This window comes from Pseudactinotalea terrae (genome assembly GCF_009733845.1).
In the GTDB taxonomy this organism is placed as follows: domain Bacteria; phylum Actinomycetota; class Actinomycetes; order Actinomycetales; family Beutenbergiaceae; genus Pseudactinotalea; species Pseudactinotalea terrae.
On the sequence record NZ_WNXZ01000002.1, the window covers coordinates 426,601 to 449,504 of the forward strand.

At 71.4% G+C, this 22,904-nt stretch carries 21 protein-coding genes and 1 tRNA gene; 9 read left to right on the forward strand and 13 right to left on the reverse strand.

All coding sequences use genetic code 11. The features are described 5' to 3' along the window. Window positions 1–120: 120 nt before the first annotated feature. The 4 genes from GPA03_RS09490 (at window position 121) to GPA03_RS09505 (ending at window position 3,209) form a co-directional block, all read left to right on the forward strand. Window positions 121–819 (forward strand): DsbA family oxidoreductase, encoded by a 699-nt coding sequence (locus GPA03_RS09490; RefSeq protein WP_156251737.1) that lies wholly within the window; start codon window positions 121–123, stop codon window positions 817–819. Between the two features lie 247 nt (window positions 820–1,066). Then, a complete protein-coding gene (locus tag GPA03_RS09495) occupies window positions 1,067–1,675 on the forward strand; it encodes an FtsB family cell division protein (protein ID WP_162458317.1) in 609 nt (202 codons plus the stop codon). Further along, window positions 1,675–2,166, forward strand: coding sequence for a DUF501 domain-containing protein (locus GPA03_RS09500; protein ID WP_156251739.1), 492 nt, complete (start codon window positions 1,675–1,677; stop codon window positions 2,164–2,166). The genes GPA03_RS09495 and GPA03_RS09500 overlap by 1 nt, the downstream gene beginning before the upstream one ends. Window positions 2,167–2,240: 74 nt before the next feature. Continuing rightward, a complete protein-coding gene (locus GPA03_RS09505; protein ID WP_156251740.1) occupies window positions 2,241–3,209 on the forward strand; it encodes a Ppx/GppA phosphatase family protein in 969 nt (322 codons plus the stop codon). Window position 3,210: 1 nt separating this feature from the next. On the opposite strand, the gene GPA03_RS09510 is transcribed toward GPA03_RS09505, so the two are convergent. The 6 genes from GPA03_RS09510 to GPA03_RS09535 all read right to left on the reverse strand — a co-directional run bounded on the left by GPA03_RS09510 (window position 3,211) and on the right by GPA03_RS09535 (window position 11,455). Next, window positions 3,211–3,882 (reverse strand): hypothetical protein, encoded by a 672-nt coding sequence (locus GPA03_RS09510; RefSeq protein ID WP_156251741.1) that lies wholly within the window; start codon window positions 3,880–3,882, stop codon window positions 3,211–3,213. A gap of 64 nt (window positions 3,883–3,946) precedes the next feature. Beyond that, a complete protein-coding gene (locus GPA03_RS09515; protein WP_156251742.1) occupies window positions 3,947–5,395 on the reverse strand; it encodes an NCS2 family permease in 1,449 nt (482 codons plus the stop codon). Window positions 5,396–5,428: 33 nt separating this feature from the next. Then, window positions 5,429–6,772: a guanine deaminase gene (guaD, locus tag GPA03_RS09520; protein ID WP_156251743.1), complete on the reverse strand. Its 1,344-nt coding sequence runs from the start codon at window positions 6,770–6,772 to the stop codon at window positions 5,429–5,431. Further along, window positions 6,769–7,602: a xanthine dehydrogenase accessory protein XdhC gene (gene xdhC, locus GPA03_RS09525; protein WP_156251744.1), complete on the reverse strand. Its 834-nt coding sequence runs from the start codon at window positions 7,600–7,602 to the stop codon at window positions 6,769–6,771. The genes guaD and xdhC overlap by 4 nt, the downstream gene beginning before the upstream one ends. Then, window positions 7,599–10,016 carry a xanthine dehydrogenase molybdopterin binding subunit gene (gene xdhB / locus GPA03_RS09530; protein WP_156251745.1) on the reverse strand — a complete coding sequence of 806 codons (2,418 nt, stop codon included), beginning with the start codon at window positions 10,014–10,016 and terminating at the stop codon, window positions 7,599–7,601. The genes xdhC and xdhB overlap by 4 nt, the downstream gene beginning before the upstream one ends. Next, window positions 10,013–11,455 (reverse strand): xanthine dehydrogenase small subunit, encoded by a 1,443-nt coding sequence (locus GPA03_RS09535; protein WP_241681193.1) that lies wholly within the window; start codon window positions 11,453–11,455, stop codon window positions 10,013–10,015. Before GPA03_RS09535 ends, xdhB begins: the two co-directional genes overlap by 4 nt. Window positions 11,456–11,588: 133 nt before the next feature. Between GPA03_RS09535 and GPA03_RS09540 the strand changes: the two genes are divergently transcribed. The 4 genes from GPA03_RS09540 to GPA03_RS09555 all read left to right on the forward strand — a co-directional run bounded on the left by GPA03_RS09540 (window position 11,589) and on the right by GPA03_RS09555 (window position 15,220). Beyond that, the gene (locus GPA03_RS09540; RefSeq protein ID WP_156251746.1) at window positions 11,589–12,410 is read left to right on the forward strand and encodes a DNA polymerase subunit beta; all 822 of its coding nucleotides are present in this window, start codon (window positions 11,589–11,591) and stop codon (window positions 12,408–12,410) included. Between the two features lie 442 nt (window positions 12,411–12,852). Next, window positions 12,853–13,692 (forward strand): uracil-DNA glycosylase, encoded by an 840-nt coding sequence (locus GPA03_RS09545; protein WP_156251747.1) that lies wholly within the window; start codon window positions 12,853–12,855, stop codon window positions 13,690–13,692. Window positions 13,693–13,747: 55 nt separating this feature from the next. Then, window positions 13,748–15,118, forward strand: a complete 1,371-nt coding sequence (locus GPA03_RS09550) for an NAD(P)/FAD-dependent oxidoreductase (protein WP_156251748.1) — start codon at window positions 13,748–13,750, stop codon at window positions 15,116–15,118. 28 nt (window positions 15,119–15,146) lie between these two features. Next, window positions 15,147–15,220: transfer RNA gene (locus GPA03_RS09555), tRNA-Leu, on the forward strand. Between the two features lie 85 nt (window positions 15,221–15,305). Here GPA03_RS09555 and GPA03_RS09560 read toward each other — a convergent pair. Both GPA03_RS09560 and GPA03_RS09565 read right to left on the reverse strand, forming a co-directional pair. After that, entirely contained in the window at window positions 15,306–15,743 is a 438-nt protein-coding gene (locus tag GPA03_RS09560; RefSeq protein WP_156251749.1) for a methyltransferase family protein, read from the reverse strand. Between the two features lie 17 nt (window positions 15,744–15,760). Further along, window positions 15,761–17,491: a serine/threonine-protein kinase gene (locus tag GPA03_RS09565; protein WP_162458318.1), complete on the reverse strand. Its 1,731-nt coding sequence runs from the start codon at window positions 17,489–17,491 to the stop codon at window positions 15,761–15,763. A gap of 115 nt (window positions 17,492–17,606) precedes the next feature. Here GPA03_RS09565 and GPA03_RS09570 point away from each other — a divergent pair, with 115 nt between their 5' ends. Continuing rightward, window positions 17,607–18,419, forward strand: coding sequence for a hypothetical protein (locus GPA03_RS09570; protein ID WP_162458319.1), 813 nt, complete (start codon window positions 17,607–17,609; stop codon window positions 18,417–18,419). 4 nt (window positions 18,420–18,423) lie between these two features. Here the strand turns inward: GPA03_RS09570 and GPA03_RS09575 are convergent, their stop codons facing one another. The 5 genes from GPA03_RS09575 to GPA03_RS09595 form a co-directional block, all read right to left on the reverse strand. Next, window positions 18,424–18,987 carry a GNAT family N-acetyltransferase gene (locus GPA03_RS09575; RefSeq protein WP_156251752.1) on the reverse strand — a complete coding sequence of 188 codons (564 nt, stop codon included), beginning with the start codon at window positions 18,985–18,987 and terminating at the stop codon, window positions 18,424–18,426. A gap of 25 nt (window positions 18,988–19,012) precedes the next feature. Then, window positions 19,013–19,687 (reverse strand): response regulator, encoded by a 675-nt coding sequence (locus GPA03_RS09580; RefSeq protein ID WP_156251753.1) that lies wholly within the window; start codon window positions 19,685–19,687, stop codon window positions 19,013–19,015. Further along, window positions 19,684–20,856 (reverse strand): sensor histidine kinase, encoded by a 1,173-nt coding sequence (locus GPA03_RS09585; protein WP_241681244.1) that lies wholly within the window; start codon window positions 20,854–20,856, stop codon window positions 19,684–19,686. The genes GPA03_RS09580 and GPA03_RS09585 overlap by 4 nt, the downstream gene beginning before the upstream one ends. Window positions 20,857–21,020: 164 nt before the next feature. Continuing rightward, window positions 21,021–21,857, reverse strand: coding sequence for an ABC transporter permease subunit (locus GPA03_RS09590; protein WP_156251755.1), 837 nt, complete (start codon window positions 21,855–21,857; stop codon window positions 21,021–21,023). Then, window positions 21,854–22,801 carry an ABC transporter ATP-binding protein gene (locus GPA03_RS09595; RefSeq protein WP_156251756.1) on the reverse strand — a complete coding sequence of 316 codons (948 nt, stop codon included), beginning with the start codon at window positions 22,799–22,801 and terminating at the stop codon, window positions 21,854–21,856. Before GPA03_RS09595 ends, GPA03_RS09590 begins: the two co-directional genes overlap by 4 nt. Between the last annotated feature and the right edge of the window lie 103 nt (window positions 22,802–22,904).

The following is a 22,904-nucleotide window of genomic DNA, read 5'->3' on the forward strand; positions in this document are numbered from 1 at the left end:
CCCCGCGGCCCCCGGCACGTTCACACGTGCCGGGGGCTGCGCCGTTCGTGCTGACGGCTCGTCGACGTGACCGACGACCCGCCTCGGAATGAGCCGGGTGGTCGGCAGGTTGCAGCGAGCATGAAGATCGACATCTGGTCCGACATCGTCTGCCCGTTCTGCTACATCGGCAAGCGTCACCTCGAGCTTGCCCTCGAGCAGTTCCCGCACCGCGACCAGGTGGAGATCTCCTGGCGCAGCTTCCAGCTCGACCCCTCGGCGCCCGAGGTGACGACCGAGCCGTCCAGCCAGATGCTGGCACGCAAGTACGGCATGCCGGTGGAGCAGGCGCTCGCCAACCAGCGGGCGCTGGAGCAGCAGGCAGCCGGGGTCGGGCTCGAGTACCACCTGGAGACCACCCGCACCGGCAACACCTTCGACATCCACCGGGTGCTGCACCTGGCGAACGAGGAGGGGCTGGGCGACGCCGCTCAGGACCGATTCATGCGCGCCCACTTCAGCGACAACGAGCAGGTCAACGACCCGGATGTGCTGGTGCGGCTGGCCGGCGAGGTCGGCCTGGACGAGACGCGTGTGCAGCAGGTGCTCGCCGGTGACGAGTACGCCGACGCGGTGCGTGCCGACATCGCCCAGGCCGGCGCGTACGGGGCGCGGGGAGTGCCGTTCTTCGTGCTCGCCGAGGCGGTGGGCGTGTCCGGGGCGCAGCCGATCGAGGTGTTCACGCGCGCGCTGGAGCAGGCGTGGGCCACGGCCAACCCGCTGCAGATGGTCTCCGCTGCCGATGGTGCGAACTGCGAGGGCGACGCCTGCGCGGTGTGAGGTGGTGCTGCGGCCGGGGCGCTCCACGCACCGGAACGACCAGCTTCTGGAACGAAGTCCGCGCTCGATGCGATGGCAACCGGTTGCTTCGTCCTCTGGCCGTCTTCGACCGTGGACTTTGTTCCACATACGCGTGGGTGCGCGCGTCACGAATCCCAGGGGTCTGGCCGGCTCCGGGGAGGACTGCCCACGACGCGCGCCACGTCACCTGCGGCCGAACCGCGCGCAGGTGAGGGAACATGTGGTGGTGAGCTCCCGCCGTCCTGTTGCACCCCGCACGACCGCCGCCGGTGCGTCGCGCTCTGCGACGGCCCAGCGCAAGCCGGCCCGCGGCAGCCGCGCGACCTCACGCCCGGCGAAGGGCTCCACAGCCTCCAGCAAGCCGCTGCGCAAGCCGAGCGCCACGCCGCGCCGGGCGAGCACCGCACCCGCTGGCGGTGCCACGGTCGAGCGGCACGACGAGCCGAGGCAGGTGACGGTGCGGATGGTGATGCTGTTCGTCGTCGTGCTGGTCGCGTTCGTCCTGCTCGCCCCCACGCTTCGTGCCTACGTCGCGCAGCAGGAGCAGCTACGGGAGCTCAACGACGCGATCGCGGCCAGCGAGGAGCGCAACGCAGCGCTCGAGGACGCCGTCGAACGCTGGGAGGACGCAGCGTTCGTGCAGGCCCAGGCTCGTGATCGGCTCGGGTTCGTGATGCCGGGGGAGACGCCTTACGTGGTGGTCGATCCCGAGACCGTGACCGGCGAGGAGCCCACGAGCACCGAGGATGACGGGCCGGTGACCATGCCGCGCACCGGCCCGTGGTACCTGACCGTGTGGGACTCCGTGCAGGTCGCCGGTGAGGTCGACGACTGATGACCGAGCTGGTCAGCCAGGCCGACCTCGACGTCATCACCGAGCAGCTGGGCCGGCCGGCACGCGGGGTCGTGTCGGTCGCGGCCCGGTGCGTGTGCGGCCGCCCGACCGTGGTGCGCACGGCGCCCCGGCTGCCCGACGGCACGCCGTTCCCGACGACGTTCTACCTGACCTGCCCGCCCGCCGTCGCGGCCGTCAGCACGCTCGAGGCCAGTGGCGTCATGAAGCAGATGAGCGCTCGGATCGCCGAGGACCCGGATCTCGCCGCTGCGCACCGGGCTGCCCACGAGGACTACCTGCGCCGCCGTCACGAGCTCGGCGAGGTCCCCGAGATCGAGGGCATCAGCGCCGGTGGCATGCCCGACCGCGTCAAGTGCCTGCACGTGCTGGTCGGGCACGCGCTCGCCGTCGGCCCAGGGGTCAACCCGATCGGCGACGAGGCCCTCGCGCTCATCCGCGAGAGCTGGCGGCCGGACCGCTGCACCTGCTGAGCCGCAGCCCGTTCTCGCCGCCCGGAACGGCTTCCCCGTCGTCGAGCCCCCTCCGCTCGTGGCAAGGTGTGGCCGTGACACGTGTGGCTGGTATCGACTGCGGAACGAACTCCATCCGTCTGCTCGTCGCAGACGCCCAGACCGAGCCCGACGGCGGAGCGAGCCTGACCGACGTCGTCCGCCTCATGGAGGTGGTCAGACTGGGTCAGGGAGTCGACAAGACCGGCGAGTTCGCCGCGGAGGCGCTCGCTCGCACGCTGGACGCGACCGAGCGGTATGCGGCGCTGTGCCGTGAGCACGAGGTCGAGGCCGTTCGGTTCGTGGCGACCTCGGCCACCCGCGACGCGCGCAACCGCGATGCCTTCATCGACGGCGTGACCCAGCGGCTGGGGGTCGCACCGGAGGTGATCTCCGGTACCGAGGAGGCCTCGCTGAGCTTCGCGGGCGCGGTGCGCGTGCTCGGCGCCGACGACCCCGGGCCTGCGCTCGTCGTCGACATCGGGGGCGGGTCGACCGAGCTCGTGGTCGGAGCGGCCTCCGGGCCAGCTCCGATGCCCGATGCCTCGATCTCCCTCGACATCGGCTGCGTCCGGATGACGGAGCGGCACCTGTCCTCGGACCCGCCGAGCGAGGCAGAGGTGGGAGCGGCTCGAGCTGACATCCGCGCCGCGCTCGATCGCGCCACGGCAACCGTGCCGCTGGAGAGCACCGGCACGCTGGTGGGGGTCGCCGGGTCGGTGACGACCGTGACGGCCCATGCGCTGCGACTCGACCGCTATCGATCCGAGGAGATCGACGGGGCCCGGCTCGCCGTCGAGGACGTCCTGGCAGCGTGCGACGAGCTGCTGTGGATGAGCCGCGCCGAGCGTGCTGCGCTGCCGTACATGCACCCGGGCCGGGTCGACGTGATCGGTGCCGGAGCCCTCGTGTGGTCGGAGGTGATCCGCCACCTCACCGCGAGCGCGGGCGTCACGACGGTCACATCGAGCGAGCACGACATCCTCGACGGCATCGCGCTCTCGGTCTTGAGCAGGCTCGGCTGACTCAGTCCCCGAGGCCGTCGTAGACGAACGCGGGGATCGCGGCGGCGATCTGAGCCAGGAGCGCCGCCCGCTGCAGCACCTCGGCGGCGGTCGGCACGCCACGACGAAAGCTGATGAGGTGATCACCGACCACCTGCACCGAGAGGTCCTCGGGGAGATCCTGCAGCAGGGCGATCACCCGCGGTGTGAGCACGGCGTGGGCGTGCCGGTCGTCGTCGGTGCGGATGTCGCGCGCCCTGTTGAATCCGCTGGACTCGACGTCGACGTGCGAGCCGATGACGCCCTCGCTCAGCACGTTGATGGCCGGGAGCGGACCGGGCAGCCGCACCGCAACGAGCGAGTGGGCGAGACCGGAGGTCGTGGCCCGCGTGCTCCACGCGCCGCGCGTGGTCGCCCAGCCGCGGCCGTCGGTGCGCGCCGCGAGGGCTTCACGTCCCTCGACCTGCCACTGCACGACCCCGGTCGCTCGCCTGACCAGCCTGGCGATCCCCAGCCGCTGCAGCAGCTCCGGCCCAGGCGGGCCTGCAGCGAACGGCGGCCGCCCGGGCACGACGTCACTGGGCGCCGACGAACCCCGAGACGAGCGGAGCGCGACTCCGATCGCCGCGACCAGCGCGATCACACCAGCCCCGACAGCAACGGCGATCACGGGTATCAGCCATGTCGTCTCCATACGCACGATCGTGCCACGCACGGTCGCCCTGCAAGGGGTGCGGGATCGTGTTGAACGCGGGGTGCTACTCGAGCCAGATGTAGCGGGCGATCAAGAGCGCGGCGAGCAGGTAGAGCAGCCAGCTGTTCTCCCTGAACCGGCCGGTGAACACCTTGATCAGCGCGTAGGCGATGATGCCGAAGGAGACGCCGTTCGCGATCGAGTAGGTGAACGGCATCGTGACGATCGTCAGGAACGCGGGCACGCTCTCGGAGACGTCGCTCCACTCGATGCCCTTGACGCCCTCCATCATGAGCGCGCCGACCAGGATCAGTGCGGGGGACGTGGCGGCGCTCGGCACCGCACCCACCAACGGCCAGAAGAACATCGCGACGATGAACAGACCACCGGTGGTGACCGCCGTCAGGCCCGTGCGACCACCCTCCTCGACACCCGCAGCGGACTCGACGTACGCCGTCGTGGTCGAAGTGCCCATCGCGGCACCGAAGATCGCCGCGAGACCGTCCATCGAGAACAGCGTCTTGGCGCGGGGCATGTCGCCCTTGGCGTCGATGAAGCCGGCGCGGTTCGCCAGCCCGGTGAGCGTGCCGGTCGCGTCGAAGAAGTCGACGACGAAGAACGTGAGGATGACCGTGATCGCCGAGGTGACCAGGAACCCGGCGCTGACATCGAGGTGTGCCGGGTTGAAGAGGCCGGCGAAGTCCATCTGGAGGGCGAGGTCGCTGGGCCAGAACGGCAGCGCCAGGATGCCGTCGGAGAACCCGGCGAAGGGCACGAGTCCGTCGGCACCTGCGTAGACCGCGAGCCGGAAGATGATCGCGATCGCGGTTGTCGCGAGGATGCCCCACAGGATCGCGCCGGTGACCTTGAGCTTCATCAGGACCGCGGTGATCACCAGACCCAGCAGCGCGAGCCACACCGTCGGCGAGCCGAAGTCGCCCAGCGCGACGGCGGTGGCCTCGTTGTTGACGACGATGCCGGCGTTCTTCATGCCGATCAGGGCCAGGAACGCGCCGATGCCGGCGGTGATCGCGAGCTTGAGCGACATCGGCAGGGCCTGCACGATCGCCTTCCGCGCGCCGATGACGCTCAGCACCACGAACAGCACACCGGAGATGAACACCGCGGCGAGCGCCTGCTGCCACGTATAGCCCATCCCGATGACCACGGTGAACGCGAAGAACGCGTTCAGCCCCATGCCCGGCGCCTGCGCGAACGGGTACCGCGCGACGATGCCCATCACGAGCGTCCCGAAGGCAGCGGCGATGCAGGTCACGATCACCAGCTGCGTGAAGACGTTGTCGACCCCGTCGATCACGATCGCGTTCGACAGCACGTCCGGGTTGACGAAGATGATGTAGCTCATCGCCAGGAACGTCGTCAGCCCGGCTCTGAGCTCACGCGGCACGGTCGACCCGTGCTTGGTGATCTCGAAGAAGCGGTCGACGAAGGAGCTCGCCTGCCGTGGTTCCGCTTGTTCGTCAGCTGGTGGGGTGGTCTCGGGCGTGGCCATGCTGCTCCTGGTCGATCGCGTGATGAGTGACGCTCAGGACAGAGTCGTCAGCGGCACCATAGGGGTGGTGGGGGTCGCCGTGTGTCGGTTGACCATCTCCCCGCCCACCCAGACCGAGGCGATGTCGCCGGGAGTGCCCAGGGCGAAGATCTTGGCGAGGGCGTCGTCGGCGTCGTGGGCGTGGCGCAGCACGGCCTCCAGGGTGGTGCCCGTGGGCGGCTGCAGCAGCACGGCGTCGAACGCCATGCCCTCGCTGAGGTGCCCGACCTCCGCCAGCCCGAGGGCCCGCGCGCCCGCGGCGGTGGCGAGGTGGAGCACGTCCGCAGCGGTCAGCGGGAGGCCGGCCGCGCCCAGGAGCTGCTGCGCGAAGTACGCCTGCAGCCCTTCCTTGAGCAGGCAGAACCCGGTGCCGCCGCCGACGTCGGAACCCAGCGCCACCTCCACGCCCACCTCGACATGCCGTCGCATCGGGAACAGTCCCGATCCGAGCGAGGCGTTCGACGTCGGGCAGTGCGCGACGCTCGTGCCGCTCGCGGCCAGCCGCGCCAGCTCGGCGTCGGTGGGGTGCACGTTGTGCGCCAGCACCGATCGCGGCGTCAGCAGGCCGTGCCTGTCGTAGGTGTCGAGGTAGTCACCCGCCTGCGGGAACAGCTCAGCCACCGCCGCGACCTCGCGCACGTTCTCGTTGAGGTGGCTCGTGAACCGCACCCCGGGCGCCGCGTCCACCAGCGCCGCGCACGAGGCGAGCATCTCGTCGGTGGTCGCGAAGCTGAAGCGTGGCGTGACGGCGTACCGCAGCCGCCCACGCCCGTGCCAGCGCTGCGCGAGCGCCAGCCCCTCCTCGTACGCGGTAGCCGGATCGGTGTGCAGGTCCGCTCGCAGGTTGCGGTCCCCGACCACCAGCCCGGCGGTGATCCGCAGCCCGCTCCGTTCCGCAGCGGTGAAGAGGGTCTCGACGGCGTCACTGAAGTGTGCGCCGAACACCAGGGCCGTGGTGGTACCCGCGGCGGCGAGCCCGGCCAGCAGCTCCTCGGCGACCGCAGCCGCGTAGGCGGGTTCGGCCATCCTGGCCTCCTCCGGCAGTGCACACGTCTCGAGCCACTGCAGCAGCGGCCGCCCCAGCCCGCCGATCGCACGCACCTGCGGGAAGTGCACGTGCGTGTCCACGAACCCGGGCAGCAGCAGGCCTGCGCGCAGATCCTGCACGACGGCGTCGCTCGCCTCGGGCGCCCGGCTCACCTCGGTCCAGGGCCCACGCCGGGTGATGACGCCGTCGGCGACGAGCAGCGCGAGGTCCTCGTCCGCGCGCAGCACTGCACCCCCGAGCGGACCGCTGGGAACATCGAGCGCTCGGGCTCGGTACAACGTCGTGCTCACCTGATCGCTCCGGCCGGCCGGCCGGGCTCGGACTTCTGGAGCACGCGCAGCAGGTCGGCCGCGGCGCTCACCGCGATCACGGCGGGGTGCTTGCCGGTGATGTCGGCCACCCCGATCGGGCACACGATCCGCTCGAGGGCTGCGTCGTCGTGCCCGGCCTCGTGCAGGCGCTTGCGGAACCGGGCCCACTTGGCGCGGGAGCCGATGAGCCCGATCGAGCCGAGGGGGCGGCGCAGCGCGGTGTCGCAGATCGCGATGTCCTCGGCGTGGTCGTGGGTCAGCACGAGGACGTGCGCGGAGTCCGGCACCAGCCCGGCCGCGGTCAGCACGCTCTCGGGGGCCGCCGGGTGGTGGAACCGGACGCCCGCCGTGCCCGCCTCCAGATCCGCCCGTTGGGCGGCGGTGAGGATGCCGGGGCGGGTGTCGACGAGATGCAGCGTCACGTCGAGCCGTGACGCGATGCGTGCGAGCTCGAGCCCGACGTGGCCGAGGCCGAACAGCACCACCGTGGGACGTACCCCGATCGGTTCCACCAGCACGCGCACCTGGCCGCCGCAGCACTGCCGGCCGTGCTCGGAGCTCGCGTGCTCGGTCAGCCCGAACTCCATCACCGCAGGCGCGCTCTCGCCGCCGGCGAGCATCGTCCTCGCACGCTGCACCGAGCTGATCTCCATGTTGCCGCCGCCGATGCTGCCCCACGACGAGTCCGCGGCCACCACCATCTTCGCGCCGGCCTCGCGCGGGGCGTGGCCGCGCACCTCGATCACCGTGACCAGGGCATAGGGGATCTGCTGCGCGTGCAGCCGTGCGGCTGCCTCGACCCAGCTCATCGCTCTGCCGGCACGGGCGTCGCGCGGATGCCATCGAGCGCACCGCTGCTGCCGCTCGTAGGCGGGTCCGGCGCACGCGCGGTCCGTGCCTCGCTCAGGGCCCAGAAGGTGGCCTCCGGCGTCGAGGGCAGGCTCAGGTCGACGCAGTGGCCCGCCGGACCGAACGCCGCGCAGGCCTGCCGGATCGCCTCACGGACGCTGAACGCGAGCATCAGCGGTGGCTCACCCACGGCCTTGCTGCCGTAGATCACGCCGCTCTCGTGAGCCCGCTCGAGGAACTCGACGCGGAAGGTCTCCGGCATCTCGCCGAACGAGGGCAGCTTGTAGGTGCTGGCGGCCTGGGTGGCGAGCCTGCCCCTTGCCGGTCCGTCGGAGGTGTCCCAGCGCAGTTCCTCCAGGGTCAGCCAGCCGGCACCTTGCACGAAGCCGCCCTCGACCTGCCCGCGGTCGATCAGCGGAGACAACGAGTCGCCGACGTCGTGGACGATGTCGGTGCGCAGCGTGCGGTACGCACCGGTGAAGCCGTCGACCTCGACCTCCGTGACGGCCGCCCCGTAGGCGAAGTACTTGAAGGGGGAGCCCTGCATGCGCACGGCATCCCAGTGCAGGCCCTCGGTGCGGTAGTAGCCCGCGGCGGAGAGCGACACGCGCTCCATGTACGCCTCGGCGACCACCTCGTACCAAGACAGCTCCGCACTGCCATCGGCAGCGCGGACCCGGCCGTCGGCGAGCACCACCTCCGGCGGTGCGACCCCGAGCAGCGGGGCTGCCACCTCACGCAGCCGGTCCACGATCTGCCGGCAGGCATCCTGCACGGCGCCGCCGTTCAGGTCGGTCCCCGAGCTGGCGGCGGTGGCGGACGTGTTCGGCACCTTGTCGGTGCGCGTCGGTGCCAGCCGCACGAGCCCGAGCGGCAGCCCGAGCGCGGTCGCCGCCACCTGCAGCATCTTGGTGTGCAGGCCCTGCCCCATCTCGGTGCCGCCGTGGTTGATCAGCACCGAGCCGTCCTTGTAGACCAGCACGAGCGCACCGGCCTGGTTGAAGGCTGTCAAGTTGAAGGAGATGCCGAACTTGACGGGTGTGATCGCGATGCCTCGCTTGCGGTGCGGGTGTGCCGAGTTGAAGGCCTCGACCTCGGCGGAGCGCTGCTCGAACGTGCTCGTCTGGAGGGCACGGTCCCAGATCTGGGTGAGGCGCTCCGCGTGACGTACCGGCTGGCCGTACGGGGTGCTCTGGCCGTCGCCGTAGAGGTTGCGGCGGCGCAGCTCGTCGGCCGGCACTCCCAGCGCGGGGGCCACACGCCCGAGGATGTCCTCGAGCACCGCCATGCCTTGCGGACCGCCGAAGCCGCGGAACGCCGTCTGCGAGGTCTTGTTGGTCTTGACGATGCGGCCGTGCAGCTCGATGTTCGGGATCCAGTACGCGTTGTCCACGTGGCACAGCGCACGCGCGAGAACGGGCTCGGACAGGTCGAGGCTCCAGCCGCCGTCAGCGGTGAGCGTGGCGCGCAGCGCGACGATCCGCGCGTCGTCGTCGAAACCGACCTCCCACGTCGCGTGGAAGGGGTGGCGCTTGCCCGTCATCGTCATGTCCTGGGAGCGGGTCAGGCGCAACCGCACCGGCCGCCCGGTCAGCACCGCCCCCAGCGCGGCCACAGCGGCCAGACCGTGCGGCTGCGCCTCCTTGCCGCCGAAGCCGCCACCCATGCGCAGGCACTGCACCGTCACGTCGTGGCTGCGCACGCCCAGCACGTGCGCGACGATCTCCTGGGTCTCGCTGGGGTGCTGGGTGCTCGACTGCACGAACACCTGACCGGCCTCGTCGACTTCTGCCAGCGCCGCCTGGGTCTCCAGGTAGAAGTGCTCCTGCCCGCCGATGCGGATCTCACCGCTGAACCGGTGGCGCGCCGTCGCCAGGCCCGTCTCGACGTCGCCGCGGGAGATCGTGCGCGGCGTGCCCTGGAAGGACGCCGCCGCGACCGCCTCCTCGATCGTCACGATCGCCGGCAGCGGCCCGACCGCGACCTCCACGGCTGCCGCCCCTAGCCGCGCTGCCTCGAGGCTCTCGCCGAGCACCCAGGCGACCGCGTGGCCGACGTAGCAGACCTCGCCCGGGAAGAGCGGCTCGTCCTCCTTCACGCCCGCGTCGTTGATGCCGGGCACATCGGCCTGGGTCAGCACCCGCACCACGCCCGGCACCGTGAGCGCTGCATCGACGCTGATCGAGGTGATCCGCGCGTGCGCATGGTCCACCTGCACCGGCCAGGCGTGCAGCACGCCCGGGGCGCGCCCCACGAGATCGTCGGTGTAGAGCGCCGCTCCCGTGACGTGCAGCGCAGCCGACTCGTGCGGGACCTCGATGCCGACGACCGATGACCGCGGCCGGTCGGCCAGCGCGTTGCTCTCGCTGCTCATGAGGACACCGCCTCGTTCGTGGTCGCGTAGAAGCGCAGCAGGCTCTGCTCGAGCATCGCGGCGCGGTAGCGGGCGCTCGCTCGGTGGTCGTCCATCGGGGTGCCCTCGCCTGCCAGTACCGATGCAGCGGCGCCTACCGTGCCCACCTCCCAGGGCTTCCCGCGCAGCGCGTGCTCCGTCGCGACTGCCCGCAGCGGGGTCGCAGCGACGCCGCCCAGCCCGATCCTGATCTCGCGCACCACACCCTCGCCGAGGTCCGCGGCGATGGCCACCGCGACAGAGGAGATGTCGTCGAAGCGCCGCTTGGCGACCTTGACGAAGCTCGACCGCGGCAGCAGCGGCAGCGGGATCCGCACGGACCGGATCAGCTCGTCGGGCTCGCGCACGCTCTGCCGATACCCGGTGAAGTAGTCGGCCATCGGTACCTCGCGGTCGCCGCGCACCGAGGACAGCACGAGGCTCGCGTTGAGGGCCAGCAGCGCCGGCGCTGCGTCGCCGATGGGGGAGCCGGTGCCGAGGTTGCCGCCGAGCGTCGCGCTGTTGCGGATCAACCGCGATGCGAACTGGACGAACACCTCCTCCAGCAGCGGCACCGAGCCGGCGAGCGTGCGCTCGATCTCCGACAGGGTGAGCGCGGCGCCGATCTCGACCCGTTCGGGGGTGGCCTCGAACCCGCGCAGCTCGGGGAGCTGATCGATGGCGACGAGCAGCGGCGCGCGGCGGTGGCCGAGGTTCGCCTGGACACCCCAGTCGGTCGAACCGGCGACGGCCACGGCGCCCTCGGTCCCAGCCAGCGCGGCCAGTGCCTCGCTCAGGTGGGCCGGCCTCACGAAGGCGGCCTCGCCGTCGAGCACGGTCGCACGGGGCGCAGGAGCGGGGCGAGACAGCCGCACGGCGAGCGGGTCGTCGTCCGGAACATCACCGAGCGCGAACGCCGCATCCTGGATCGGCCGGTAGCCCGTGCACCGGCACAGGTTCCCCGCCATCGCGTGCACGTCGAAGCCGTTCGGGCCGCGCTCGGGGCCGGGGTCGCACGCGCGCCGCTCGGGCCGGTAGTACTCGGCCGCCATCGAGCACACGAACCCCGGTGTGCAGTAGCCGCACTGGGAGCCACCGCGAAACGCCATCTCCCGCTGCACCGGGTGGAGATCCTCCGGTGTTCCGAGGCCCTCGGCGGTGATCACCTCGACGCCGTCGAGCGCGGCCGCCGGGATGAGGCAGGAGTTGACGGCGGTCCAGCGCGTGCCCTCGCCGTCGGGTCGCGCCACGAGTACCGAGCATGCGCCGCACTCTCCTTCGGCGCAGCCCTCCTTGGCGCCGGTGAGGCCCTGGTTGCGGAGCCAGTCGAGCGCGTTGGTGGAGCCGTCCACGCCGGCGCCCAGCGGGCGTGCCCGCCCGTTGACCGTGATCGCGGTTCCCATCTCGATCTGAGCGCCCATGGACAGCTCCCTCCACCCGTGCGCCGTTGCTCGTGCATGGTTGAAGCTGATGAACCCACGTCCGGTTGGCCATGCGAACGGCGCGCGGTGATTTCGAGGGTACACCTGCACCTCGCCTGGATAGCCTCGCCGGATGGCCCTCGACGACGACGCTCTGCTCGCCCTGGCCGCCCGGCTCGCCGCCGTCCCGGGGATCGTGGGTGTCACGCTCGGCGGCAGCCGTGGCCGTGGCGAGGGCCGGCCCGACTCCGACACCGATCTCGGGCTGTACTACCGCGGCGAGATCGACACCGACACGCTCGGCGCGCTCGTGCGGGAGATCGCTGGCGAGCACGCCGAGGTCACCCCGCACGGTGGCTGGGGACCGTGGGTCGACGGCGGTGGCTGGCTCCGCATCGACGGCGCCGCCGTGGATCTCATCTATCGCGACCTCGACCGCGTCGAGGCGTGCTGGCAGCGGGTGAGCGAGGGCGAGAACACCTTCCACATGCAGACCGGACACCCGCTCGGCGTCCCCGATCTCGCCTATCCGGGGGAGCTGGCGATGAGCCGCGTGCTGGCGGACAGCACGGGCGTGCTCTCACGCCCTCGCGACACGTACCAGGCGTACCCGCCCGCGTTGGCTGCGCGGATGGTCGAAGGGCTCTGGGAGGCGCAGTTCCTGCTCGACGGCGCAGCGAAGGTCGCCGGGCGTGGCGATCCGGCGTATTTCGGGCTGCTGCTGTCGCGCTCGCTGCTGCTTGCCGCGCACGCGGTGTGCGCCCGCGCAGGCCGCTGGGTCACCAACGAGAAGGGGCTGGTCGCGATCGCGGCTGACCAGCCCGGCGCGCCGGCGGGGCTCGTGGCCGCGGTCGACGCCGTGCTCGGTGCGGTCGCGAGCGATCCCGCCGCTGCGATCGCCCAGGCCCGCGAGGTCGTCGAGGCCGTCGTTGCCGGGCCACCCGGCGGTGCCTGAGCGTCCACGGCTGGTGAGTGAGCGGCCACGGGGCGGTCTTGGGTGGACGGTGAGTGACCGGTGGGGCGCCGGGGTGGGCTGGCTGGTGGGTGAGCGGCCACGGGGCGGTCTTGGGTGGACGGTGAGTGACCGGTGGGGCGCCGGGGTGGGCTGGCTGGTGGGTGAGCGGCCACGGGGCGGTCTTGGGTGGACGGTGAGTGACCGGTGGGGCGCCGGGGTGGGCTGGCTGGTGGGTGAGCGGCCACGGGGCGGTCTTGGGTGGACGGTGAGTGACCGGTGGGGCGCCGGGGTGGGCTGGCTGGTGGGTGAGCGGCCACGGGGCGGTCTTGGGTGGACGGTGAGTGACCGGTGGGGCGCCGGGGTGGGCTGGCTGGTGGGTGAGCGGCCACGGGGCGGCCTTGGGTGGACGGTGAGGAACCGCTGGCGGGGATAGCGTGGCGGGATGGGAACGTCGTCGCTGCCGCACCCGATCACGGCCGCGGCTTTCGGGTCCCCGGTTGCTCCAGGAACCGGCTGGCCAGGTGATCCGGCCGATGCGGACACGCCGGTCGGGGTGCGCGAGCGGCAGGTCGCCACGCTGGCGGCGGCCGCGGCGGACCTCGGGGAGGTCGACGCCCGCAGCAGCGTGTGCGAGGCCTGCCCTCGGCTGGTCTCATGGCGCGAGGAGGTCGCCGTCACCAAGCGGCGCGCGTTCGCCGATCAGCCGTACTGGGGCCGCCCCGCGCCGGGGTTCGGCGACGAGCAGCCGCGGCTGCTGATCGTCGGCCTCGCCCCCGCGGCACACGGCGCCAACCGCACCGGCCGGGTCTTCACCGGTGACAGGTCCGGGGACTGGCTGTTCGCCGCGCTGCACCGCACCGGATTCGCGAACCAGGCGACGTCCGTGCACGCCGGCGACGGTCTCGTGCTCACAGGTGCACGCATCGTCGCCGCCGTCCGCTGCGCACCGCCGGACAACAAGCCCACCCCCGAGGAGCGGCGCACGTGCGCGCACTGGCTGCGCCGCGAGATCACCCTCGTGACGCCGTCGACCACGGCAATCCTCGCGCTCGGCGGAATCGCCTGGCAGGCCACCTTCGCCGCGCTCGCCGAGCTCGGCTGGGCGGTGCCGCGGCCCCGGCCGGGCTTCGGTCACGGTGCCGAGGCCGCGGTGGTGACACCCGAGGGTCGGCGCGTGCTGCTGATCGGCAGCTACCACGTGTCGCAGCAGAACACCTTCACCGGCAGGCTCACCGAGGAGATGCTCGACGACGTGCTTCTCCGGGCTCGCGCGGTTCGCTGAGACCAGGTGGCCAAACCCACATTTTGACAGGCGCTGTGTCACCTAATCTGGAGAGGTGAACAAGGCCCGCAAGGTTCCCCGCATCCTCGTTCTGGGCGGCGGTTACGTCGGCCTCTACGCCGCCCTGTCGCTGCGCAAGAGACTCGGTCGGCGCGAGGCGGCGATCGTCGTCGTCGACCCCCGTTCGTACATGACCTACCAGCCGTTCCTGCCCGAGGCGGCTGCGGGCAACCTGGAGCCGAGGCACGTCGTGGTGCCGCTGCGGCGCACGCTCAAGGGCTGCACGATCCTGTCCGGCCGCGTGACCAGCCTCGATCACGGCAGCCGGGTGGCCGAGGTGACGCCGTTGGAGGGCGAGGCCTACACGGTCTCCTACGACCACGTGATCACCTCGCTGGGCTCCGTGGCGCGCACGCTGCCGATCCCTGGGCTCGCCGAGCAGGGCATGGGCTTCAAGCAGATCGAGGAAGCGATCGCGCTGCGCAACACGGTGCTCGGCAAGATGGAGGCGGCGAGCTCGACCTGGGACCCCGCGCTACGCCGCCGACTGCTGACCTTCACGTTCGTGGGCGGAGGGTTCGCCGGCATCGAGGCGCTCGGTGAGGTCGAGGACATGGCCCGCACCGCGTGCCAGGACTTCGACTCGATCCGCCCGCAGGACCTGCGCTTCGTGCTGGTCGAGGCGATGGGCCGGATCCTGCCCGAGGTGGGTGAGGAACTCGGTGGCTATGCCATCGAGCAGCTCCGCAGCCGCGGCATCGAGCTCAAGCTGAACACGCTGCTGGAGTCCTGCGTGGACGGCCACATCGAGACCTCCGACGGCGACCGCTTCGAGTCCGACACCCTCGTCTGGACCGCGGGTGTCAAGGCGAGCCCCGCGCTCGGCCGCACCGACCTGCCGCTCGACGAGCGCGGCCGGGTGCGCACCAACGCGGCCCTGCAGGTCGTCGACGCCGAGGGGACCGTCGTCGAGGGTGCCTGGGCCGCCGGCGACTGCGCCGCCGTGCCCGACCTCACCGGCGAGCCCGGTGCCACCTGCGCGCCGACGGCGCAGCATGCGGTCCGGCAGGGACGTCACCTCGGCCAGAACCTCGCCCGCGAGATCGTGGGTGAGGAGCTCGTCGACTACAAGCACGCGAACCTCGGCACGGTCGCCTCGCTCGGCCTCTACAAGGGCGTCGCGCAGACCTTCGGCATCAAGCTGCGTGGTCCGCTCGCCTGGTTCATGCACCGGACCTATCACATGTGGGCCATGCCGACCCTGAACCGCAAGGTGCGGATCGTGCTCGACTGGACGACGGCGCTGCTGTTCCGCCGCGAGATGGTCGCCCTCGGTGCGTTCTCCTCACCGCGCGCCGAGTTCCGGGCCGTCGCCGGCGGCGGCTCGGCCGGAGCCGGGAGCACAGCGGAGCCGATCCAGAGCTGATCCGCGCCGGGCGACTACCCTCGCAGTCGCCCCCATAGCCCAATCGGCAGAGGCAGCCGACTTAAAATCGGCCCAGTCCGGGTTCGAGCCCCGGTGGGGGCACCGCGCCCGTGGGAGGTGTCCGCGCCGAGCATCGAGGGAGGGAAGTCCGGCACCTTGCCGGGCGTGACGATGTGAGGGCGCGTACCTACAGCCAGCGCCGCACCCGGCGGCGGTAGTCGGCGTACGCATCGCCGAAGATCCGTTGCAGGCGTTCCTCTTCGCCGCGGATCACCGCGGTGATCGCCAGCAGCGCGAGCGGCAGCGTGATCAGCGGCCACCAGCTCGCTGCTGTCAGCGCGATGCCGAGGACCGCGACCGTGAACGCCAGGTAGATCGGGTTCCGGCTCACCGAGAACGGCCCGCTGGTCACGAGCGCGGTCGCGTCGCGGAACGGCAGCACGGGGGTGCGGGCGGCCCGGAACCGGTGCTCGGCGGCCAGGGCGAGCGCGCCGGACCCGATCATCAGTGCGACGCCCAGCCCGCGAGCCCACCAGGCGCCCAGCAGCCCGAGCGGCTGCACGAGGTGCCCGATCAGGGCGAGCAGGAGCCCGCCGCCGTACAGCAGGGGTGGATAGGGGCGCATCGTTGCCTCCCGCGGACTCAGAACGCGTCGGTGATCGTCAGGACGACCAGGGTGGCCTCGCTGACCTTGATGCCGAGATCGGGATGTGTGTTGGAGAAGTAGCCCGCGGGTGCAGCCACCAGGATGATGTCGCCGGTGTGCATCGAGGCGACATCGAGCCCGAGCGCGTCGGCAAGCTCCTCCGGGCTCACCGATGTCGGACCGTCGAGGTTGGTCGACTCCATCGGGTTGAGCTGCACGGTCTCGCCGTCGAGCCAGGCTGAGCTGTCGGTGGAGACGTCGACGCTGAAGGCGTCCTCGATCGTGTCGCCGTCGCCGTCGACGAGCTGTCGGGACTGCACCTCGTCGGGGATCGGCAGCTCCTCGGGGATCTCGACCTGGAACACGCCTGCGCTGTTCGGCTCGGCCAACAGGTTGTCCACGGCACGGCCGGTGTAGCTCGGACCACGGTTCGCCTGGGCGATCAGCATGGAGGCGACGACGACGCACGCGACGACCAGCACTGGGATCAGCACGCCGAACACCACCCGCCAGTCCATGCGACGGCGCGGCGGTGGGTGGGCGGCGCTCGCCGTCCAGCCGCCGGTCGTCGCTGCGTGCGCGAGAGGCGCGACCGGGGCCGCCTGCACAGGTCCCGTGACACCGGGGGAAGGGCTGTCGGAAGCGCCGGCCACGGCCGCACCACCCGGCAGGGCAGCCGGCTGACCGGGCTGCCCCACGGGCACTCTGCCGTCGACAGGGGGCAGGAGCGTGGCGTGCCCCTCGGGGAGCTGGATCGGTTGGCTCTGGTGGACCCGTGTGGTCGGCTGCGGAGGGCGCGACGGCGCACTGCCGCGAGGCACCTCCAGCGGCGTGACCTCGAGGCTGAGCTCGCGCTGGATGTCCTGGAGCGCCCGACCCATGTCGGCAGCGGAGTCGTAGCGGGCGGCGCGGTCGTGCGCGAGCCCCCTCCGGAGCATGGCATGCAGCGACTCCGGGATGTCGGGGCGCTTCATGGCTCCGATGAACCCGCTCTTGATCCGACCGGTCAGGTGGGCGGCCGAGTTCGGCCCGCCCGGCACCTCGTGGGGCGACCGCGCCTCGAGCAGGGAGTAGAGGGTGGCGGCGAGCGAGTACCTGTCCGAGCGCGCGTCCGAGACCGGCTCCTCCCAGAGGGTCTCCGGTGCCGCCCACGGCAGGCTCATCCCGACCGAGCTCTCGCCGGTACCGGGCCGGCCCTCGGTGCTGACCTGGGGATGCTTGCCGGCCTCGGGCAGCTCCTCGTCGATCGTGGAGATCCCGAAATCCGAGAGCACGGGCACGCCGTACTCGGTCAGCAGGATGTTGGCGGGCTTGACGTCGCGGTGCACGATCCCGGCGCGGTGCGCGGCCTCGAGGGCGCCGGCGAGCCGGATGCCGAGCACGAGCACGTCTTTGACCGACATCGGGTAGTGCCGGTAGAACGCGCCCAGGCTGCCGCCCGAGCAGTACTCCATCACCAGGTACGGCTGACCCTCGTCATCGACGTCGGCAGCGTAGATCGCGGCGATGTTCGAGTGGTTCGAGACCCGTGCCATCAGGTTGGCCTCCGCGGCGAACTGCTCGCGGATCGACTCGCTCAGGTCCTCGGTCCGCAGCACCTTGATCGCGACCTCACGCTGCGGCATCTGCTGCTCGTACAGGTACACGTCGGAGAAGCCGCCGTGACCGATCGGCCGGACATAGGTGTAACCCGGGATCTCCGGCGCGCTGGCCGGTTCCTGGTGCACCTCTGGCACGGCACCTCCGGTGCGGTTCGTCGGGTCGCGGTCCGGCCGACCCGAACACGACTCTCGCGGGCGGCCGCCTAGGCTGGTGGGAAGTCCAGGCGATTGTAGGGGAGCGATGAGCAGACGCCTTGCCCGCACGGCTGCGGTAGCCACGTTGCTGCTGCTGACCGGTTGCGCCAGCGCCGACCCGGTGAGCACGCTCGACGACGCTCCCGCGGAGGCGATCGACCCCACCGGGCAGGTGACGATCCTGACCACGATGCTCACCGAGCTCTACGCGCACGGGCTCGACGCCGGTAGCACCCCGACGAGCATCATCTCGGACGGCGCCACGGTCGCCGTGGCCGTCAACGAGCTCACGAGTGCGCTCGATCTGGGCGAGGGTGCGCGCGACTTCGCTGCCGCGACCGCCTTCGAGCTGAGCGTCGCAGCGGACGAGGCGGTCGACGAGGTGGATGTCGCCACCTCCGGGGCCGAGATCGTGGGCAGCCACGACGGTCAGCCGGTCGCCACCGTGCGAGTGGTGCTCAGCGCCTCCCGCACCTCGGGGCCGACCACGGAGGCGACCGTCACCTACGCACTGCTGCTCGACGGCGACAGGCTGGCCGACGTCGAGACCTGGGCCCCGGGGCTGGACTCAGGGGTGGGGCTGTCGTCGCCGACAGGCGCGGCGCAGCGCTTCCTCGATCTCGTCCAGGCGGGCGACCTCGAGGCCGCGCGGTTCTTCTCGGACGACGTCAACACCGATGCCCAGCTCCAGGTCCTCGCCACGGCGACGGATGACGACACCCGGCTGGTCGAGCTACCGCAGGCGCAGCTGGGTTCGGCTCACGTGGTGTACGCGCTCGATCCCCAGGGCAGCGTGCTCGGACGCTTCGAGGTGCTGCTGGGCTCGCAGACCAGGGTGGTCTACTCACCGACAGCGTGACCGGTCAGGACTGCCGCGGCTCCGGCTGGGTCCAGGTGAGCAGGTCCAGGAGCATGGTCTGTGCGTTGGTGTCGTCGTTCCCGACCGCGACCGTGCGGAAACCTGCCGAGGTGTAGAGCGCGATCGCCGGGTTGTCCTTCTCCACGCTCAGACTGATCGCGCGGATCCCCGCATCCTGCGCGCGGCTGGCGATCGTGCGCAGCAGCCCGCGCCCGATGCCGCGGCCACGATGGGCGGGCACCACGCCCATGCTCAGCTCGGGGATGTCGTCGGCGATGTAGCCGTGCCCCCGGGCGCTCTGGTTGAACCGGCGCAGCCAGGCGGCGCCGACCGGGATCTGGAGCCCGCCGGGCCCGCCGAGATCGACGGCGATGACGCCGAGATCGCCGTCACGTTGCCAGCCGGCGACGTAGTGCGCGAGCTGCTTGTCACGCAGGAGCTGTTTGCGACTGACGCGCTCCTCGCCGGTCCAGTTGACGGCTTCGAGCAACATGTCGAGGAGGAACTCTGCGTCCTCCGGTCCGGCATCGCGGACACCGACGGGGCTCTGCTTGACCTCTTCGGTCATCGAGCGCCCTCCCATCTGCATGACATCAGGGACGGACGAGCCCGGACTCGTACGCGAAGATCACCGCTTGGACACGGTCTCGCAGCCCCAGTTTTCCTAGCACCTTACCGACATGTGTCTTGATCGTCGCCTCGGAGACCACGAGGTGGGCCGCGATCTCGGCGTTCGACAGCCCGCTGGCGAGCGCCATGAGCACCTCGCGCTCCCGTGGGGTCAGCTCGCTGAGCTGCTCCTCGACGGCCTCGGCGGCGATGCCTGCGGGGTCCGTGGTCGGCAGCCTGGTGCCGAACAGCTCGAGCATCCGGCGCGTCACACGGGGGGCGATCACGGCGTCGCCGCGGTGCAGGGTACGCACCGCCTCGACCAGCTCGACCGGCTTGGTGTCCTTGAGCAGGAAGCCGCTGGCACCGGCGCGCAGGCCGGCGAAGGCGTACTCGTCGAGGTCGAACGTGGTGAGAATGAGCACCCGGGTGTCCGGGAGCGTCGCCGTGATCTGTGCGGTGGCGTCGATGCCGTTGGTGCCGGGCATGCGCACGTCCATCAGCACCACGTCGGGGCGCAGCGCGGTGGCCATCGAGGCGCCCGTGGAGCCGTCGGCTGCCTCGCCGACCACCTCGAGGTCGTCCTCGGCCTCCAGCACCATGCGGAAGCCCATCCGCAGCAGCGACTGGTCGTCGACCAGCAGCACCGAGATCGTCATGTCTGCTCCGTGGGGATCGGGATGATGGCGCGGACCCGCCAGCCGCCGCTCGTGTGCGGGCCGGCGGTGACGGTGCCGCCGAACGCGCCGACCCGCTCCCGCAGGCCCAGCAGGCCGTGGCCGCTTCCAGGTTGCGCGGTGCCCGTGCCGGCGTCGTTGGAGACCACCACCGTCACGACGTCGTCGGCGCGGTCGATCTCGACTCGGACGCTGCTCGCACCCGCCGCGTAGCGGAGCACGTTGGTCAGTGACTCCTGCACCACGCGGTAGATCGTCAGGGCGAACCGCGGCTGCTGCGGCAGCGGTGGTCCGGAGTCCACCCGCTCGACCGGCAGCCCTGCGGCGCGGAACCGGCCGAGCAGCTCCTCCAGGTCCCCGGCGGTCGGGACCAGGGGTGCCTCGCCGTCGAACGGGGCATCGCCCGTCTGCTCGGTCCGCAGCACGCCGAGGATCGAACGGATCTCGGTGAGCGCGTCGCGCCCGGTGAGCGACAGCTCCGTGAGCGCGGCGCGGGTGCGCTCCGGGCGCTTCTCGAGGCTGGCCGACGCACCATCGGCGAGGGCGACCATCACCGAGACCGAGTGGGCGACGACGTCGTGCATCTCCCGGGCGATCCGCGCCCGCTCGGCAGCGGTGGCGAGCTGCTCGCGCTGGTCCCGCTCGAGCACGAGCCGGTTGGCGCGGTCCACCAGGTCTTGCGTGTGCAGGCGGCGGGCACGCACATTGGTGCCGATCGCGAGCGCGACGAGCGTCACGACCGTCATCCACGACAGCACCCCGACGAGCGCCTGCACCGGGGTGGCCGTCGTGGGCTCTTGCTCGGGCATCGGACCGATCTGCACGGCCGCGACGTAGTAGTCGATCGTGAGCCAGACGGTCGTGGCGAGCACCAGCACCGTGGCGATGGCAGCGATCCAGGCGGTCCTGGTGGGCCGCAGCGAGGCGACCGCGTACACCGCCATGGCGGCAGCCCACTCGTGACCGCCGGTGTTGTGGACGATCGCCGAGCTCACCGCGGCAGCGATGAGCGACCAGGCCAGCACGTGCAGCGGGTACCGGCGCCGGAACCACAGCACCGCGGTCGTCGCTGCGACGAGGGCGAGATGCACGCCCGGCAGCGGCATCGGCCAGGCCAGGTTGATGAGGCTCGGCAGCGCGAACCATGCCATCACGACGATGTCGGTGCCGCGCGGGTGCTCGGCGAACCAGCGGCGGATCGGTCCGAGGCGCCTGGTCTGCAGCGCTGTGAACGCCGCTGTCTTGGGTTCGGGGACGACGACGACGGCCGGCGTCGACGGGACATCTCCCGCCGACGCCGGCCCTCCCGTTGTGCTCAGGCGTCCCTCCGACGCAGGAGCACTGCGGCGCCGATCAGGGCGGCAGCCACCCAGGCGAGCAGGACCAGATAGCCCTGCCACGGTGTGAGGACCGTCTCGGCGAGATCGCCCGTGATGAGGCGCTCACCCGCCGCGGACGGCAGGTACGGGGCGATGTCCTGAAGGATGTCCAGGTTGATCTGCCCGATGATCGGCAGCACCATCAGCACGCCGATGACCGCGGCGATCCCACCCGCCGTGTGCCGGAGCATCGCGCCGATACCGAGGGAGAACAGCGCGATGGCCATCAGGTAGAGCGGCACACCCAGCAGGGCGCGCTGCGCGTCGCCGTCGCTGAGGTCGACGGCCATGCCGTGCGGCTCGAGGATCGGTGTGGTCACCAGGGTGGCCAGCGCCACCGCGACCAGCCCGACGACGAAGCTCGCCAGGGCGACCACGACCGCCTTCGCGGCGAGTACCGGCAGCCTCCGCGGCACCGCGGCGAGGGAGGACCGGATCTGCCCGGTCGCGTACTCGCCGCTGATCCGCATCACGCCGAGGACCACGAGCACGATCTGCCCGATCGAGTACCCGAACGTGGCGACCATGATCCCGACGGAGGGGTCCGCCGGCAGCGGCTCGCCGCCGGTCATCTCCGGGTCGGTCGCGAACGTCATGCCGGCCGCCATCATCAACGAGAACCCGACCATGATGAGGATCGAGATGGCGAGGACCCAGGCCGTGGAACGGACGGAGAGGAACTTGATCCACTCTGAGCGGAGCGTGTGGATGAAGGACACGTGCGCCGTCGTGGGTACGGAGGCGACGCTGTCAGGGGTAGCAACGGCGGTCATCGGACTGCCTCCATCGTCGGGTCGGGCGCCGGGGCGGACATGGCCTCGGAGTGATACTCGACCTCACCGGCGGTGAGGCTCATGAACGCCTCTTCCAGCGAGGCGCTGAGCGGCGTGAGCTCGTGCAGAGCGATGCCGCGGGTGGCCGCGAGATCACCGATCGCGGCGGCCTCGAGGCCGGCGACCGTGAGGACCTCGGCCTCGGTGGACGTGATCGTCACGCCGTCCTGGCGCAGGGCCTCGGCGAGCTCGGTGGCGCGGGGGCTTCGCACCTTGACCGAACCGGTGGTGCTCGAGTCGATGATGTCCTTGACGGAACCGCTGGTGATGATCCGGCCACGACCGATGACGATGATGTCGTCGGCCGTGATCGCCATCTCGCTCATGAGGTGGGATGACAGGAAGACCGTGCGCCCCTGGCTCGCGAGGTATCGCACCATGGTGCGCACCCACTTGACGCCCTCGGGGTCGAGACCGTTGACCGGCTCGTCGAGCACCAGGGTCTTCGGGTCGCCGAGCATCGCCGCTGCGATACCGAGGCGCTGGCCCATGCCGAGCGAGAAGCCGCCCACACGCTTGCGCGCCACGTCGGTGAGCCCGGTGAGCTCGATGACCTCTTCGACCCGCTTGATACCGATGCCGTGCGTCGCGGCGAGCGCGCGCAGGTGGTTCCTGGCGCTGGAGCCGGTGTGCACGGCCTTCGCCTCGAGCAGCGCGCCGACCTCGAGCAACGGCGCGCGATGCTGCGCGTAGGGCTTGCCGTTGACGGTGACGCTGCCCGACGTGGGCCGGTCCAGGCCCAGGATCATCCGCATCGTGGTGGACTTGCCGGCCCCGTTCGGGCCGAGAAAGCCGGTGACCCGGCCGGGGGCGACGCTGAAGTTGATGTTGTCGACCGCCACCTTCTCCCCGTACCGCTTGGTGAGGTTCTGTGCCTCGATCATGGGCGTCCTCTCTATGGGTGCGCTTGCCGCGCCGAACTGGTTCAACGGTAGGGCTGGGGGCCGGGCTGCGCACCGCCCGTCCGGCGGACTTTTCGGCCCGCCA